Source organism: Micromonospora sp. USAFONa4, from assembly GCF_057197825.1.
On record NZ_CM170072.1, the window covers coordinates 4,748,703 to 4,763,872 of the forward strand.

Annotated in this window: 9 protein-coding genes; 6 read left to right on the forward strand and 3 right to left on the reverse strand. The window is 73.1% G+C overall.

Translation table 11 applies throughout. The features are described 5' to 3' along the window. Nucleotides 1-380: 380 nt before the first annotated feature. Nucleotides 381-1,580, forward strand: a complete 1,200-nt coding sequence (locus tag AC0OO9_RS21050) for a histidine kinase (protein ID WP_421457641.1) — start codon at nucleotides 381-383, stop codon at nucleotides 1,578-1,580. Here the strand turns inward: AC0OO9_RS21050 and AC0OO9_RS21055 are convergent. The 3 genes from AC0OO9_RS21055 to AC0OO9_RS21065 all read right to left on the reverse strand — a co-directional run bounded on the left by AC0OO9_RS21055 (nucleotide 1,476) and on the right by AC0OO9_RS21065 (nucleotide 6,031). Beyond that, nucleotides 1,476-2,072 (reverse strand): response regulator transcription factor, encoded by a 597-nt coding sequence (locus AC0OO9_RS21055; RefSeq protein ID WP_484518001.1) that lies wholly within the window; start codon nucleotides 2,070-2,072, stop codon nucleotides 1,476-1,478. The genes AC0OO9_RS21050 and AC0OO9_RS21055 overlap by 105 nt on opposite strands. Nucleotides 2,073-2,210: 138 nt before the next feature. Continuing rightward, the gene (locus tag AC0OO9_RS21060) at nucleotides 2,211-3,680 is read right to left on the reverse strand and encodes a SagB family peptide dehydrogenase (RefSeq protein ID WP_484511797.1); all 1,470 of its coding nucleotides are present in this window, start codon (nucleotides 3,678-3,680) and stop codon (nucleotides 2,211-2,213) included. A 44-nt stretch (nucleotides 3,681-3,724) separates the two neighbouring features. Beyond that, nucleotides 3,725-6,031 carry a TOMM precursor leader peptide-binding protein gene (locus tag AC0OO9_RS21065; RefSeq protein WP_484511798.1) on the reverse strand — a complete coding sequence of 769 codons (2,307 nt, stop codon included), beginning with the start codon at nucleotides 6,029-6,031 and terminating at the stop codon, nucleotides 3,725-3,727. A 291-nt stretch (nucleotides 6,032-6,322) separates the two neighbouring features. Here AC0OO9_RS21065 and AC0OO9_RS21070 point away from each other — a divergent pair, with 291 nt between their 5' ends. From AC0OO9_RS21070 to AC0OO9_RS21090, 5 genes are all read left to right on the forward strand, one after another. Beyond that, nucleotides 6,323-7,351, forward strand: coding sequence for an AfsR/SARP family transcriptional regulator (locus AC0OO9_RS21070; RefSeq protein WP_165947957.1), 1,029 nt, complete (start codon nucleotides 6,323-6,325; stop codon nucleotides 7,349-7,351). 133 nt (nucleotides 7,352-7,484) lie between these two features. Beyond that, nucleotides 7,485-7,979 carry an FcoT family thioesterase gene (locus AC0OO9_RS21075; RefSeq protein WP_311414143.1) on the forward strand — a complete coding sequence of 165 codons (495 nt, stop codon included), beginning with the start codon at nucleotides 7,485-7,487 and terminating at the stop codon, nucleotides 7,977-7,979. A gap of 36 nt (nucleotides 7,980-8,015) precedes the next feature. Beyond that, nucleotides 8,016-9,584, forward strand: a complete 1,569-nt coding sequence (locus tag AC0OO9_RS21080) for a fatty acid--CoA ligase (RefSeq protein WP_225851891.1) — start codon at nucleotides 8,016-8,018, stop codon at nucleotides 9,582-9,584. A gap of 5 nt (nucleotides 9,585-9,589) precedes the next feature. Next, complete coding sequence (locus tag AC0OO9_RS21085; RefSeq protein WP_484511800.1) at nucleotides 9,590-9,931, forward strand: hypothetical protein; 342 nt, start codon at nucleotides 9,590-9,592, stop codon at nucleotides 9,929-9,931. Nucleotides 9,932-9,970: 39 nt separating this feature from the next. Further along, nucleotides 9,971-15,166: an SDR family NAD(P)-dependent oxidoreductase gene (locus tag AC0OO9_RS21090; RefSeq protein ID WP_484511801.1), complete on the forward strand. Its 5,196-nt coding sequence runs from the start codon at nucleotides 9,971-9,973 to the stop codon at nucleotides 15,164-15,166. Nucleotides 15,167-15,170: the final 4 nt, after the last annotated feature.

A 15,170-nucleotide genomic window follows, 5' to 3' on the forward strand; every position in this document is an offset into this window, starting at 1 on the left:
GGGGGAAGGTGTCCGTAAGGGCACATCGCAATTCGGGGCCGGGAATCCGTCAAAATCGTTTGCGTTGCGTAACAACTCTGTGGGGTGCGACGCCTGTCGGCGTCCGATCGGCCGCACCGGGTTCCTGCGCGGGTCGACGAGGCATTCCCGCCCTCGGGTCGATCACTGGGGAGAGTGTGTCGTGGTTGTTGGATCGACGCCCGTTACCGGGCATCGCGGCTGGCGGGGGGCCGGCCACACCGGGTACGGGGCCAGTTGGCCTCTGGGCGTACGCCGGCTGCGCTAGAGCATACGAGAGCGCTGCTGCCGTGAACCTCTCCGTCACACCAGGGCGCTCATCATCGCGAGGGGCCGCGCCGCTACCGGCGCCCCGTCTCGCGATGGGCGTCGTCACCGCCGTCTTCGCAAGCATCAGTCTCATCGGCTTCATCCACGTCATGTTCCTGCCGGTCGGTCCGGTCGCCATCGCGCTGTCGTTCACGTGCATCGCCGTCCTGATGGCGATGCAGTTGCTGTGGTATGGCCGGGACCACGGACGCCTGCGCACGCCGCTGGGCTACGGCGTCCTCGCCACCCAGGCCGCGCTGGTCTACCTGCCGATCCTGACCTTCGGGCAGGCGTGGGTCGGCATGCCGGGCTTCCTGGCCGGCAGCGTGCTGCTCGTGCTGCGGGCGGTCACGGCGTGGGTGACCTTCGTCCTCATCGTCGCCTCGATGGCCGTCGCACAGTGGATCTTCACCCGCGCGCCGATCGACATGCTCTACACCGCGATCTCCACCGTCACGACGGGGCTCGTCGTGTACGGGTTGTCCCGGCTGACCGCCCTCGTCGTCGAGGTGCAGGAGAGTCGTGCGGAGATCGCCCGCATGGCGGTGCTGCGGGAGCGGCTGCGGTTCGCCCGCGACCTGCACGACCTGCTCGGCTACAGCCTGTCCGCCATCTCGCTCAAGATCGAGCTGGTGCACCGGCTGATGGAGAAGTCACCGCAGGAGGCGAGCGACCAGCTGCTGGAGATCCTGGAGATATCGCGGGTCGCGCTCTCCGACGCGCGGACCGTCGCCAGTGGCTACCGCGAACTGTCGCTGGAGGAGGAGTGCCGGTCCGCCGTGTCCGTGCTGTCCGCCGCGGACATCCAGGTGCAGCTGGACAGCGACCACCTGGACCTGCCGGTCCAGGTGAGCACGGTGCTCGCCACGGTGCTGCGGGAGGGGGTGACCAACATCCTGCGGCACAGCAAGGCCAAGCGCTGCGACATCACCATCCGGCAGACGCAGGACGACGCCTGGATCGAGATCGTGAACGACGACCTGGCCGTCGGGCCGCCCAGGGACCCGGGCAGCGGTCGGAACGGGCTGCGCAACCTGTGCGTACGCGCCGAGGAGATCGGCGGCTCGCTGACGGTCGACCAGCAGCCGGACCAGTTCCGGCTCTGCGCCAGGGTGCCCCTGCGGCTGGAGCGCCACGGGGCGTCCCGGTCACAACCAGCCGGCCTCCCGGGCGACCCGGATGGCGTCGACGCGGTTGCGCGCGGAGAGCTTGTTGACGATCGTGGTCAGGTAGTTGCGGACGGTGCCGACTGACAGGAACATCTGCGCCGCGATGTCGACGGCCTGGAGTCCCTCCGCCGTGAGGCGGAGGACTTCGGTCTCGCGCGCCGTGAGGGGGCACTCGGCGCTGTCCCAGGCGGACATCGCGAGCTGGCTGTCGACGACCCGGCGGCCGGCGGCGACGCTGCGGATGGCGTCGACCAGCTGCTCGGTCGGGGCGTCCTTCAGCAGGAAGCCGGTCGCCTTCGCGGACAACGCCCGGCGCAGGGTGCCCGGTCGGCCGAGCGCGGTCAGGACCAGGGTGCGGATCTCCGGCAGGTGGACCTGGATGTCGGCGATGGCGGAGAGCCCGTCCTTGCCCGGCAGGTCGATGTCGATCACGGCGACGTCGGGCCGGAACCGCCGCGCCATGGGGAGGATCTCCGTGCCCGAGGCGACCGCGGCGACGACCTCGATGTCCGGCTCCAGGTTGAGCAACGCGACCAGCGCATCGCGGACCATGTGCATGTCCTCGGCCAACAACACCTTGATCAACTTGGCATCCCCTGTCGGGCCGGCGCAATTAACCCCGTTCTATCACGCGCCCGCACACATCCTGAATGCTGTTTTCGCGCCCGCCCGCGAAGTGTCGCCGAACCATTTGCCGGCGGCCGATCGGCCCATTCACATTCCGTGCACGCCCAGGTACTCGTCGTTACAGGACATGTCGTTTTCGGGTAGTCCGATGGCGAATTCGCCGACTCCGACCTCCGCCGGCCAGTCGAGCCCGAACGCCGATGCGGAGACCCTGGCGTCGCCCATGGTCAGGGCGCACGTGGCGAGCCCGAGCATCGTGGCGACGAGGCAGAGCGTCTGCTGGAGCATGCCGACGTGCTTCAGGGTGGTGGCGTAGGAGATGCTGTCGTACACCCAGGAGAGCCTGCCCACCCGCGCGGTCATGGTGATCAGCACCGGCGGGGGCCGCCGGTCCCCGACGGACACCCGGGCGTTGTCGAGCATCTCGTCGATGTCCGCCGGACTGGCGTTGACGAGGGTCAGCGCGTGCTCGACCGGGCTGTAGTGGTAGATCCCGCGCCGCAGGTCCGGGCAGCGGTCCACCGTCAGGTACAACTCCAGCTCGTACAGCGAACCCGCGCTGGGATACGGCCGTCGCGTCACCGTGTACCGCACGTTGTCCGGAGCCGTGGCCACCGTCTGCATCCGGACCCGCGCCGCGTGGAACAGCAGTTCCCCGAGTTCGCGGGTCGACGGCGCCGCCTCGGCGAACGTGCGGGTGGACCGGCGCCGGTCGACGGCCTCGGTGAGCGTCATCCCGTGCGGAACCGAGACGGGCGGCCGGTACATCGGGATCCGCGGCCCGGCGGGCGCCGGCTTGACGGCGGCCGGGGGCGGCAGGGTCGCGACGTGACGGAACGTCGCGCCGGCGGGGTCGTCGTGCGTGCCGAGCCTGCTGCGCGAGTGGAACAGCAGGTCGTACGGCGACCACATCGCCAGCGTGGGGTCGGAGTCCTCGTGGAACCGCGACGTGCCGGCCGCACCGACGACGACCATGCCCGCGCCGACCAGGTAGGCGACGATGTCGGCCACCCCGGGCAGCGCCAGGCCGACCCGCCGCGCCACCTCGACGACGGTGGTCGCGCGGGGGAGCGCGCCGAGCACCAGCGACACCTGCGGCCGGTGCAGCACCACCCGGTGGTGCGACAGCGGGGACTCGAGCACCAGCTCGCCGTCCCGCTGGTGGGCGAACGCGAAACGGGACAGCCTGACCGGCTGCTCCTCGGCCACCTCCGGCAGCTCGAACACCCCCAGCGGGGACACCGGCTGGACGGACAGCAGCGGCACCGGTGAGTCCCGCGAGCCGAGCGAGCGGACTATCCGGCCGGGCAGGCGGTCGAGGAGCGACCGGAGGGCGCGCCCGTCCAGCCCGGCGACGTTGCCGAGCGCGACCGGCCCGTAGGTCATGCGGTGCAGGACCTCCTCGACGGCGGGCGCGGGGCGGCCCACCGGGACGTCGCCCCAGCGGGTGAGGATGGTCAGACTGCCGTCCTCAGCCGTCTCGATGGTCACGTCGTCCCGGAAGGACCACAGCGACAGGCTCGGTCCGGGGCGGGACGTGTCGGCGTCGGATGGCAACCTGGCTCCTCGACGGGCGTGGCTGGGGCCACGTGCACCCCGCTCTACACGAAAAGTGGTATCGGGTTGAGGTTCTCGTACTCCGTGGGGCGGTCGAGCCTGCCGAGCTGCACCGGGACGTCGAACAGTCTGCCCGGCGCGAACCTCGCCCAGAAGCCGCGCATCCCCGGCACGATGGCCTTCACCACGGGGAGCCCGACGTCCGGGCGGGTCTGGTCGAGCACCAGCACGTCGAGTCCCAGTGCCTCCAACCTGTGCTGCACCGAGCGGACGTCGGCCAGCAGGTCGTCCGTCGGGGTGTGGCGGTAGTCGGCGAGCCGGCGCGCCGGCACCGCCGGATCGGGCCGCAGGTAGGCGTCCCCGGCCCAGGTGGCGGTGCGCCACCACCGTACGGCGTCCGGATCGGACCAGCCGTACCCGTCGTCGTCGTCACCGCCGACCTCCGCCACGGTCGGCATCAACTGGTTCATCTCGGTGAGCGCGCGGACCAGTGCCGCCCGCGGGTCGGGGTGGGTGCCGAAGCCGAACATGATGTCCTCGCACCGCTTGTCGGTGCGCCGGGACAGCGCGGCCATGGTGGGGATCCCGACGTCCGACGACACGTCCAGCACCCACACCTCGCGGTGCAGGCCCGCGTAGACCTCCCGCAGCTCGTCGATCCAGCGGTCGCGGAAGCTGTCCAGGTCGACCGCGGGGGCCTGGGTGCGGTTGTACCACCAGAGGGCCACGGCGTCGCGCTCCACCACCTCCAGCAGGCCCTGGAGCAGCGCGTCCTCCAGGCTGCTGCCGGCGGCGTTGCCGTTGGAGTCCGCGCACAGCGACATGCCGCCGTGCTGCTCCGGCACGTTGAAGTAGAGCATCGAGGTGGGCAGCAGGCGGTGCCGCTGCTCGGTGAGCGACCACACCGGGGTCCAGCTCGTCACGGCCGCGTCGTCGAACGGCGCGCACACGTACTGGAACGGGGAGCAGGTGGCGTTCCAGCGGTCGCGGTCGGCGTACTGCCGCTCGTCGAACAGCAGGCAGTCGTCGGGGTGGACGGCGGTGCCGGCCAGCTCGGCGTAGCTGCCGGTGACCCGGGCCTCGTCGCCGTGGAAGTACGCGCTGTGCCGCTCGATGGCCTCGCACAGCGCGCTCACCTCGGCATGCACGGGGGTCACGCCCTTGCCGCCGTTCTCGGCCCGCAGCGCGAAACGCATCTGCTCGGCGTTCCTGCGCGTGGTCATCGCGAGATTCGGGCCGGAGCGGAACGAGTTGAAGAAGGCCGGGCCCCGCCCGTCGCGGGTGATCTCCTTGACCACGCCGCTGACCGGGCTCACCAGGTGCCCGTAGTCGCGCAGCACCCGCTCCGGCGGCAGGGCGCGATGGCTGCCGCCGCTGCGGGACGCCTTCGGCCGGCTGCGCAGCGGCACGGGGCGGAACGCCCGGTCCCGCTCGATGCAGGGGTCGCCGCACTCGGGGCACTGCGGCCGGGCGCGCACCTCGTGGTGGGCGCCGCGCAGGGTGACGCTGTCCAACGTCCACACCGCGCGCTGCCCGTCGTGCCGGAGCCCGGCCGTCCACTTCGCGGCCTCCAACGCCACCAGGTGCAGGGCGGCGGCGCCGAGCGGGGGCAGCGACACCGGCGGGGTGCCGATCTCCGCGCCGGAGCCGACGACGGCGCGCAGGCGCGTCTCGGCCTGGCGGTGGCCGCGCAGCCGGTGCCCCAGGCAGTGCCAGCACCCCGTCGCGGCGGCGGGGTCGAACACGGGCCCCACCCACACCTGTGCGCCGCCCGGCTTCGCGAGGAGCCAGGGCCGGCGTGCCGCGCGATGCGCGGCGTCGACGGCAGCCAACCCCTCGTCGAGGTAGTCCTCACAGAGCACAATCGATAAGTCGGCGGGCGGGGCCGAAAAGTTCCCGGACACCGGCGTCACCGTCAACCCGGCCGCGCGCAGCGCGTCCGTCGCCGCCACGGCATCCTCCGCACGGCCGCCGACGCGGACGAGGTCGACCCGGGCGGCGGCGGTGGCCCGTACGGCGGCGGTGGGGTCAAGACCCGCCGCCTCCCAGTACGCGAGCGCGGGCTCGTCGGCCTCCGCCTCCCGCGCCGGCCGCAGCGTCACCAGGCCGGCGTCGACGAGCCGCCGGACCACCGTGCCGATCTCGGCGGGCGACATCCCGGCCGGACGGTCCCGGACCAGTTCCGTCAGGTCACGGGTGCCGTCGAGCAGCGGGGCCAGGGCCTCGACGTGCGCCCCGCTGACCGAGGTCGCTCCGCGCTCGGAGAGCAGGTAGACCGCGTCACCGCGTACCACGTGGGCCCGCAGGTGCCGCTTGAACCCGACGCGCAGCTGTGCATCCCCACCCGACATGGCTGCTCCCTGCTCGACCAGTGCCGCTCCAGCGACACTCCAGCGTGCCTCCAGCCAGCCTCGCGGCAGCGCAGGCTGCGGGCAAGTGCCGCGGTCACATGCTGCCCCCTCGTTTGGTCATGCCCGTCCATGACGCGGTCACTATCGGCTCGACCTTCGCTTGGAATAGCGTGGAAGCCTGTCCTGACTCCCCCTGGTCGGAATCGTCGCTCCCGTCACGGAACCAGTACGCCGACACGATCGTCGGCAGTGGAAAGTGCGGTGGATCCGACTGATAGCGAGGTCGGCGAAATGATTACCAAGTTTGCGGAACTGGGATCGATGTCGCACGAGGAGAAACTGACGCTCCTCGCCGCGTTGCTGGAGTCGGCGGCCGAACCCGCGACGGAAGTCCGGCGCCCCGAGCCGCCGCCGGTCGTACCGCCCCGGCACCCGGCGGGGAACCCGCTCGCCGGGCTGCGGTTCGAACTGCTCGGCCCGCTCGTCATCCGGCACGACGGGGTCGACATCGCACCGAGCGCACCGAAGCTGCGGCTGGTCCTGTCCGCGTTGCTGTTCAACGTGAACCAGCCGGTCGGCGCGTCGGTGCTCGTCCGGGAGCTGTGGAGCACGGGGGCGCCCCGCACCGCCCACGCCACCCTCCAGACGTACATGTTCAAGGTGCGCAAGCTCTTCCGCGGCGTGCTCGGCGGCTCCGTCGAGGACATCGCGCGCGACGTCCTGCTCACCTGCTCCGGGGGCTACACGCTGCGGGCGGACCCGAAGCAGCTCGACATCGTCGAGTTCGACGAGCTGGTCACGGCGGGCACCGCGGCGATGCACGCGGGCGACTACGAACAGGCGGGCGCGCACCTGCGCCGGTCGCTGGCGCTCTGGCGCGGCAACGTCGTGCACCAGGGCCAGTGGGGCCCGCAGCTGCGCGCCCAGGCCGCGCGGCTCGAGGAGCGGCGGTTCTACGCGTACACCACCAGGATCGACGCCGACCTCTGCCTGGGCCGGCACCGGGAGGCGACCTCCGAGCTCGCGTCGCTGGTCGTGGAGCACCCGCTGCACGAGTCGGCGCACACGATGCTGATGCTCGCGCTGCACCGGTCGGGCCGCACGCCGGCGGCGCTGGAGGTCTACCTGCGGTTCCGGCGGCGGATGATGAACGAACTCGGCATCGAGCCCTCGGAGCGGATCCAGGCGCTGCACCTGGCGCTGCTGTCGACCGACCCGCTGCTCGCGGACCTGTCGCTCACCTCCGACATGCTGCTGGACCGGCTCGTCGGCCGGGTCCGCCACGGGCGTCGGCTGAGTTCTTCCGCTGTTACCGGCTGATGGGCCGGCCGCGATTACCTTCAATTTCGCACTCGTGCGCAAAGGAGGAATAGCAATGACCACATCGCCGGTGAAGAACAGTGCGCCTATCGGGCGTGCGACATTTGCCAACGACCCGGGACTGCTTTCGGACGTGCTGCGCCCGTACGCGAGGCCGAAGACCCAGTACCTGAAGTCCGCGACGGTCACCGTCGCCAACGGGCTGGCGAGCGCGGAGGGCGAGTTCGCCATCCCGTACCCGTGCTACATCGACGACACCGGTCACCTCAACTCGGTCGAGGTGAACATCTGTTTCAACCAGCTCATGTACTACCTGATCGCCAAGTGCGTCCAGGAGCGGACGGTGCCCGCGCTGGCCGCCTGGACGATGGAGGACTACTGGGCCAAGCAGCTGCCGGACATGCTGATCGCGAACTTCACCAGCAGGTTCCGCCGGCCGATCGACTCGTCCTCGTTCCACGGCGAGGTCTCCTTCGCCGAGTTCAGCGAGCGCAACCGCAGCAAGCCGGTGCAGATCATCGACATGCCCTGGCGCTTCTGGGACACCCAGGGTGGCGTCGCCGACGGCGAGGTACGGATGGCGCTGGTCAACCCGCCCGGCATGCGTTTCCAGGCCGACGCGGCGTGAGCCGCCCCCACCCGTACGTCCCCTGAGGAGGACCCGGTGACTGTTCAGTTGCGCACCCTCGTCGACGTGGTGCGCAGGCACGCCGTCCAGCAGCCGGACGTCGTCGCCATGGTCTGCGAGGGCCGGCGCGTCGACTACGCCACCCTGCACCGCGTCAGCAACCAGGTCGCGCGCGCCCTCCAGGCGGCGGGCCTGCGCCCCGGTGACCGCATCGCCTACCTGGGCAGGGAGTCCGAGCACTACTACGAGCTGCTCTTCGGCGCCGCGAAGACGGGCGTGGTGCTGGTGCCGATCAACTGGCGGCTGGCCGCCGGCGAGGTCGAGCACATCCTGCGCGACTCGGGCGCGGCCCTGCTCTTCGTCGACTCGGACTCGGCCGCCGTCGCCGAGAAGCTGGCGGCGGAACTGCCGACGCTGACCGGGGTGGTCGGGCTCGACGAGCCGGGTGCCGCCGGGGCCGGCTTCACCGCCTGGGTGTCGGCGCAACCGGACGCGAACGTGCTGGCCAGGGTCACCCCCGACACGCCGCTGGTGCAGATGTACACCAGCGGAACGACGGGCCTGCCGAAGGGCGTCGTCCTCGCGCACCGCAGCTTCTTCGCGGTACGCCAGGCGCTCGCCTCGGCGGAGCTGGACTGGATCGACTGGCGTGAGGGCGACGTCAGCCTCGTCGGCATGGCCGGTTTCCACATCGGCGGCCTCTGGTGGGCGACGCAGGGCTTCGTGTCGGGCGTGACGAACGTGGTGATGCGCGAGTTCACCACGGCGGGCGCGGTCGAGCTGATCAGGACGCTGCGCGTCACCACCGCCTGCCTGGTGCCCGCGATGCTGCGGCTGCTGCTGGCGGAGCCCGGCGTGTCGAAGGAGGACTTCACCTCGCTGCGCAAGGTGGTCTACGGCGGCGCGCCCATCTCGGCGGCGCTGCTGGCCCGCTGCGTCGAGGGCTTCGGCTGCGAGTTCGCCCAGATCTACGGCCTGACCGAGACCGGCAACACGGCCATCTGCCTGCCCCCGGCCGACCACACGCCGGACAGCGGCCGGATGCAGGCGGCGGGGCGCCCCTACCCGGGCTTCGAGGTCAAGATCGCCGACAGCCGGGGCGAGCCGCTGCCGCCCGGCGAGATCGGCGAGGTCTGGCTGCGTACGCCGGCGGCGATGGTCGAGTACTGGAACCTGCCCGAGGCCACGGCGAAGACGCTCGTCGACGGCTGGGTGGTCACCGGGGACGCGGGCGTGCTGGACGAGGACGGCTACCTGTTCATCCGGGACCGGATCAAGGACATGATCATCGTGGCGGGGGAGAACGTCTACCCGGCGGAGGTCGAGCACGTCATCGGGCGCCATCCGCTGGTCGCCGAGTCGGCCGTCGTGGGCGTGCCGGACGAGCGCTGGGGCGAGGCCGTGCACGCGTTCGTGGTGCCGGTGGAGGGGCAGCAGCTCACCGAGAGCGACCTCGCCCTGCACCTGCGCGGCAAGCTCGCCGCCTTCAAGCAGCCCCTGCACTACGAGTTCATCGACCGGGTGCCCCGCAACCCCAGCGGCAAGATCCTGCGCCGCGAGCTGCGCGAGCGATTCTGGCAGGGTCACGAGCGCAGGGTGAGCTGATCGCGATGACCGCCGAGCGCGAATGCCGCGCCCCGCTGCCCCGGCTGCCCCGGCCGGCACGGCGGCGCGGCGCCACGCTGCTCGACACCACGTCGCTCGACGCCCTCGCCGAGGTCGCCGCCATCCACCACACGACGATCGCGGCGCCCGGCGGGACCGGACGCCGCGAACCCGTGGCGCGGGGCGTCGCAGACCACGCGCGGGTCGTGGGCGGCCCCGACCGCGCACTCGATCTCGGCGCGGTCGCCGAGGTCGTCCGCCCGGAGGACACCCGGGCCCGTCCCATGTCCGCGCCCGCCGCCGGCCCCGTCCGGCGGCGCGGCGCGCACGGGCACCTCCCGCTCTAGCACACGATCCCCCACCGGTCCGCCCTTGGAGTGACGTCGATGCCCGACAACGAGGAAAAGCTGCTCGACTACCTCAGGCGGACGACAGCGGAGCTGCGCGAGACGCGGCGGAAGCTGCGTGACGCGGAGGAGGCCGCGCACGAGCCCATCGCGATCGTCGGCATGGCGTGCCGGTATCCGGGGGGCGTGCGTACCCCGGAGGACCTGTGGGACCTGGTCGCCGCCGGACGCGACGGGATCGGCGGCTTCCCCACGGACCGGGGCTGGAACGTGGGGGAGCTGTACGACCCGACCCCGGGCACGCCGGGCCGGTCGTACACCCGCGAGGGTGGCTTCCTGCCCGACGCCGCGGACTTCGACGCCGAGTTCTTCGGGATCAGCCCGCGCGAGGCGTTGACCACGGACCCGCAGCAGCGGCTGCTGCTGGAGACCTCGTGGGAGGCGCTGGAGAACGCGGGCATCGACCCGGCGGGGCTGCGGGGCAGCGCCACCGGCGTGTTCGCCGGGATGATGTACCACGACTACACGGGCAACAGCTCCACGGGCTCGATCGCCTCGGGCCGGGTGGCGTACACGTTCGGGCTGGAGGGGCCGGCGGTCACCGTCGACACCGCCTGCTCGTCGTCGCTGGTCGCCCTGCACCTCGCCGGGCAGGCGCTGCGCAACGGCGAGTGCACGCTGGCGCTGGCCGGCGGCGTGACGGTGATGGCGACCCCGGAGACGTTCATCGAGTTCTCCCGGCAGCGCGGGCTGTCGCCGGACGGCCGCTGCAAGTCCTTCGCCGCCGCCGCCGACGGGACCGGCTGGTCCGAGGGCGTCGGCGTGCTCGTGCTGGAGCGGCTGTCGGACGCGCGGCGCAACGGCCACCGCGTGCTGGCGGTGGTCCGGGGCACGGCAGTCAACTCCGACGGGGCCTCCAACGGCCTGACCGCCCCGAACGGGCCGGCGCAGCAGCGGGTGATCCGGGCCGCGCTGGCCAACGCGCGGCTGTCGGCGAGCCAGGTCGACGTGGTCGAGGCGCACGGCACGGGCACCGTCCTGGGCGACCCGATCGAGGCGCAGGCGATCCTGGCCACCTACGGGCGGGACCGGGACCGGCCGCTCTGGCTGGGCTCGATCAAGTCGAACATCGGCCACACCCAGGCCGCGGCCGGCGTCGCCGGCCTGATCAAGATGGTGGGCGCGCTGCGGCACGGGCTGCTGCCGCGCACCCTGCACGTCGACGAGCCGTCCCCGAAGGTCGACTGGTCGGCGGGAGCGGTGTCGCTGCTGACGGAGCCGGTGGCGTGGCCCGCCGGCGACCGCCCGCGTCGTGCCGCCGTGTCGTCGTTCGGCATCAGCGGCACCAACGCGCACGTGGTGCTGGAGGAGCCCGAGCCGGCGGAGGCCCCCGAGCCCGTCGCCGCGGCCGAACCGCCGGTGATCCCGTGGGTCCTCTCCGGACGGACGCCGGAGGCGGTACGGGCGCAGGCCGCGCGCCTGGCCGGCGCGGTGGCGGGCCGCGACCCCGAGGACGCCGGGTTCGCCCTGGCCGTCGGGTTCACGCTGGCCGTCGGGCGCACCGCGTTCGAGCACCGCGCGGCGGTGGTGGGCCGCGACCTCGCGGAGCTGGTACGCGCGCTGGAGGCCGGCGTGCAGCCGACCCCCGCCGGCACGGGCGGGCGGCTCGCCTTCCTGTTCACGGGGCAGGGGGCGCAGCGGCCGGGCATGGGCGCCGAACTCGCCACCGCGTACCCCGTCTTCGCCGCCGCCTTCGACGAAGCCTGCGCCGCCCTCGACAAGCACCTCGACCGGCCCCTACGCGAGGTCATCGACACCGACGAGCTGCACCGGACCGGCTACACCCAGCCCGCCCTGTTCGCCTTCGAGGTCGCCCTGCACCGACTCCTCGAATCCTGGGGCGTGCATCCCCACGCCGTCGCCGGACACTCCATCGGCGAACTCGCCGCCGCCCACGTCGCCGGCGTCCTCGACCTCACCGACGCCGCCACCCTCGTCGCCGCCCGCGCCCGCCTCATGCAGGCACTACCCGCCGGCGGCGCGATGATCGCCGTCGAGGCGACCGAGGAACAGGTCACCCCCCACCTCACCGGCACCGTCGGCATCGCCGCCGTCAACACCGCCACCAACGTCGTCATCTCCGGCGACGACACCGCCACCCGCGCCGCCGCCGACGCACTCGCCGCCCAGGGCCACCGGACGAAGCGCCTCACCGTCTCGCACGCCTTCCACTCCCACCTGATGGACCCCATGCTCGACGACTACCGGGCCGTCGCCGCGTCCGTCACCCACCACGAACCCCGCATCCCCCTCGTCTCCACCGTCGACGGCCAACCGCTGCGACCCACCGCCGACCACTGGGTCGACCAGGTCCGCCGGGCCGTCCGCTTCCACGACGCCGTCACCACCCTCACCTCCACCCACCACGTCGACACCTTCCTCGAGATCGGCCCCGACACCGTCCTCGCCACGGCCGCCGCCGGCGACGCCACCGCCATCGCCACCGCCCGCCGGGGACAACCCGAGCCGCACACCCTCACCAGGGCCGTCGCCGCCCTGCACACCCGCGGCGTCCCGGTCGACTGGCCCACGTTCTTCGCCGGCGCCCGGAGCACGGAGCTGCCGACGTACCCCTTCGAACGCCAGCGGTACTGGGCGGAGAACGCCGCCGCGACCGGGGCGGCGAGCCGACTCGGGCTCGCCGACACCGAGCACCCCCTGCTCGGCGCGGCCGTCGCGCTGCCCGACTTCGACGGCGTCGTCTACACCGGCCGGCTGTCGACCGGCACCCACCCGTGGCTCGCCGACCACGTCGTCGCGGGCGTCGTGCTCGTTCCCGGCGCGGCGCTCGTCGAGCTCGCGGTGCACGCCGCGGACGCGGTCGGCTGCCCGGTGCTGGAGGAGCTGACCACGGTCGCCCCGCTGGTCCTGCCCACCGACGGCGCGGTGCAACTGCGGTTGCGCGTCGGCGAGCCGGACGAGGAAGGCCGCCGCACCGTCGAGATCCACTCGCGCGGCGAGCACACCGGAGCCTGGACGGCGCACGCCACCGGACTCGTCGCCGCGGACGCGGTCACCGCGCCGGACACCGTGACCGAGTGGCCCCCCGCCGACGCCCGGCCGGTCGACCTGACCGACGCCTACGACCGGCTCGCCGACTCCGGCTACGAGTACGGGCGGGCGTTCCGTGGCGTCACGGCGGTCTGGGAACGCGGCGACGAACTGTTCGCCGAGGTCACCCTCCCCGAGGCGGACGAGCGGTTCGCGCTGCACCCCGCCCTGCTGGACGCCGCGCTGCACGCCCCGCTGCTGGCCGACCCCGCCGGTGCGGGCAACACCGTGCTCCCGTTCTCGTGGCAGCAGGTCGTGCTGCACGCCACGAACGCCAGCGCCCTGCGGGTCCGCATCGCCCCCGTCGACTCCGGCTGGGCGATCACCGCGACCGACGGCACGGGCGCCCCCGTGGTGTCGGTGGGCAGGCTGGAGACCCGGCCGGTCGGCGCGCTCGACGCCCGCCCGGCCCACCACGACTCGCTGTACGAGCTGACCTGGACCCCCGTGCCGGCCGCCGCAGGGCAGGACGGGGACGTACGGCTGCTCGACACGACTACGTTCCCGGCCGGCCCCGTCCCGGCGGACACCCCGGCCGGCGTCCGCGCCGTGCTGCACCGCGTCCTCGACGAGCTCACGTCGTGGCTGGCCGAACCCGCCGGCCCCCGGATCGTCGTGCGTACCCGCGGCGCGGTGGCCCTGCCCGGCGAGGACGTCACCGACCTCGCGGGCGCCGCCGTGTGGGGGTTCGTCCGCTCGGTCCAGGCCGAGCACCCCGACCGCGTCGTCCTGGTCGACGGCGAACTGGTGCTGGCCGACGACGAGCCGCAGCTCGTGGTCCGCGACGGCGTCCCGCACGCCGCCCGGCTGGCCCGGGCGGCCACCGCCGAACCGGTCGCCACGGATCTCGGCGCCGGGACGGTGCTGGTCTCCGGCGCGTCCGGCGCGTTGGGCGCGGTGGTGGCCCGGCACGTGGTGGCCGTGTACGGGGTGCGCGACCTGCTGCTGGTGTCCCGTCGTGGCGCGGGCGCCCCGGGCGCCGAGGAGCTGGCGGCGGAGCTGACCGCGTCGGGCGCGTCGGTGCGCTGGGCGGCCTGCGACGTGGCCGACCGGGACGCGGTGGCGAAGCTGGTCGCCGGCTGCGACCTGTCGGCGGTCGTGCACGTCGCCGGCGTGGTGGACGACGGTCTGCTGGCGTCATTGTCGCCGGAGCGCCTCGACCGGGTGCTGGCGCCGAAGGTGGACGCGGCGTGGCACCTGCACGAGGTGACGGCCGGGACGCCCCTGTCGGCGTTCGTGGTGTTCTCGTCGGCGGCGGGCGTGTTCGGCAACGTGGGCCAGGCGGCGTACTCCGCCGCGAACGCGTTCCTGGACGCGCTGGTCGTGCGGCGCCGGGCGGCCGGCCTGAGCGGGCAGTCCCTGGCGTGGGGCATGTGGGACGGGGGGATGGCGGGCGAGCTGACCGGCGCGGAGCGGCAGCGGCTGGCCCAGGCGGGCGTACGCGCCCTGCCGGTCGACGAGGGCCTGCGCCTCCTCGACGCCGCGCTCACCTGCGCCGCGCCGGTCCTCGTACCCATCGGGCTCGACCTCGGTGTGGTCGACGGCCCGCTCTACCGCGGCCTGGTCCGCCCCCGGACCCGGCGGGCGGCGTCCACCGGTGACGGCCTCGCCGCGCGCCTGGCCGGCCGGTCCGGACCGGAGTGCGCGGACCTGCTGCTGGACCTGGTCCGCACGAACGTCGCGACGGTGCTCGGGCACCGCGACCCCGACGCCGTCGACCCCGGTCGCGCCTTCACCGAGCTGGGCTTCGACTCGCTCGCCGCGCTGGAACTGCGCAACCAGCTCAACGCCGCGACCGGCCTGCGGCTGCCCGCCACCCTGACCTTCGACCGGCCCAACACCCGCGCGGTCGCGGAGCTGCTGTACGAGCGGCTCGTCCCCGACACCGGCAGCGACGGCGGGCTGCCGGAGGACGAGGTCCGCCGCATCCTGCTCGCCATCCCCCTCAGCCGGCTCCGGGACGCCGGCCTGATGGACAGCCTGCTCGAACTGGGCGGCGTCCGGGTCGCCGCCGCCGAGCCGGACGCCGCACCCAGCGGATCCATCGACGACATGGACGCCGACGCACTGATCAGCATGGCGCTCGCCGACCTCGGTGAAGCGACGACGGAAGCGGGGAGCTGACCAC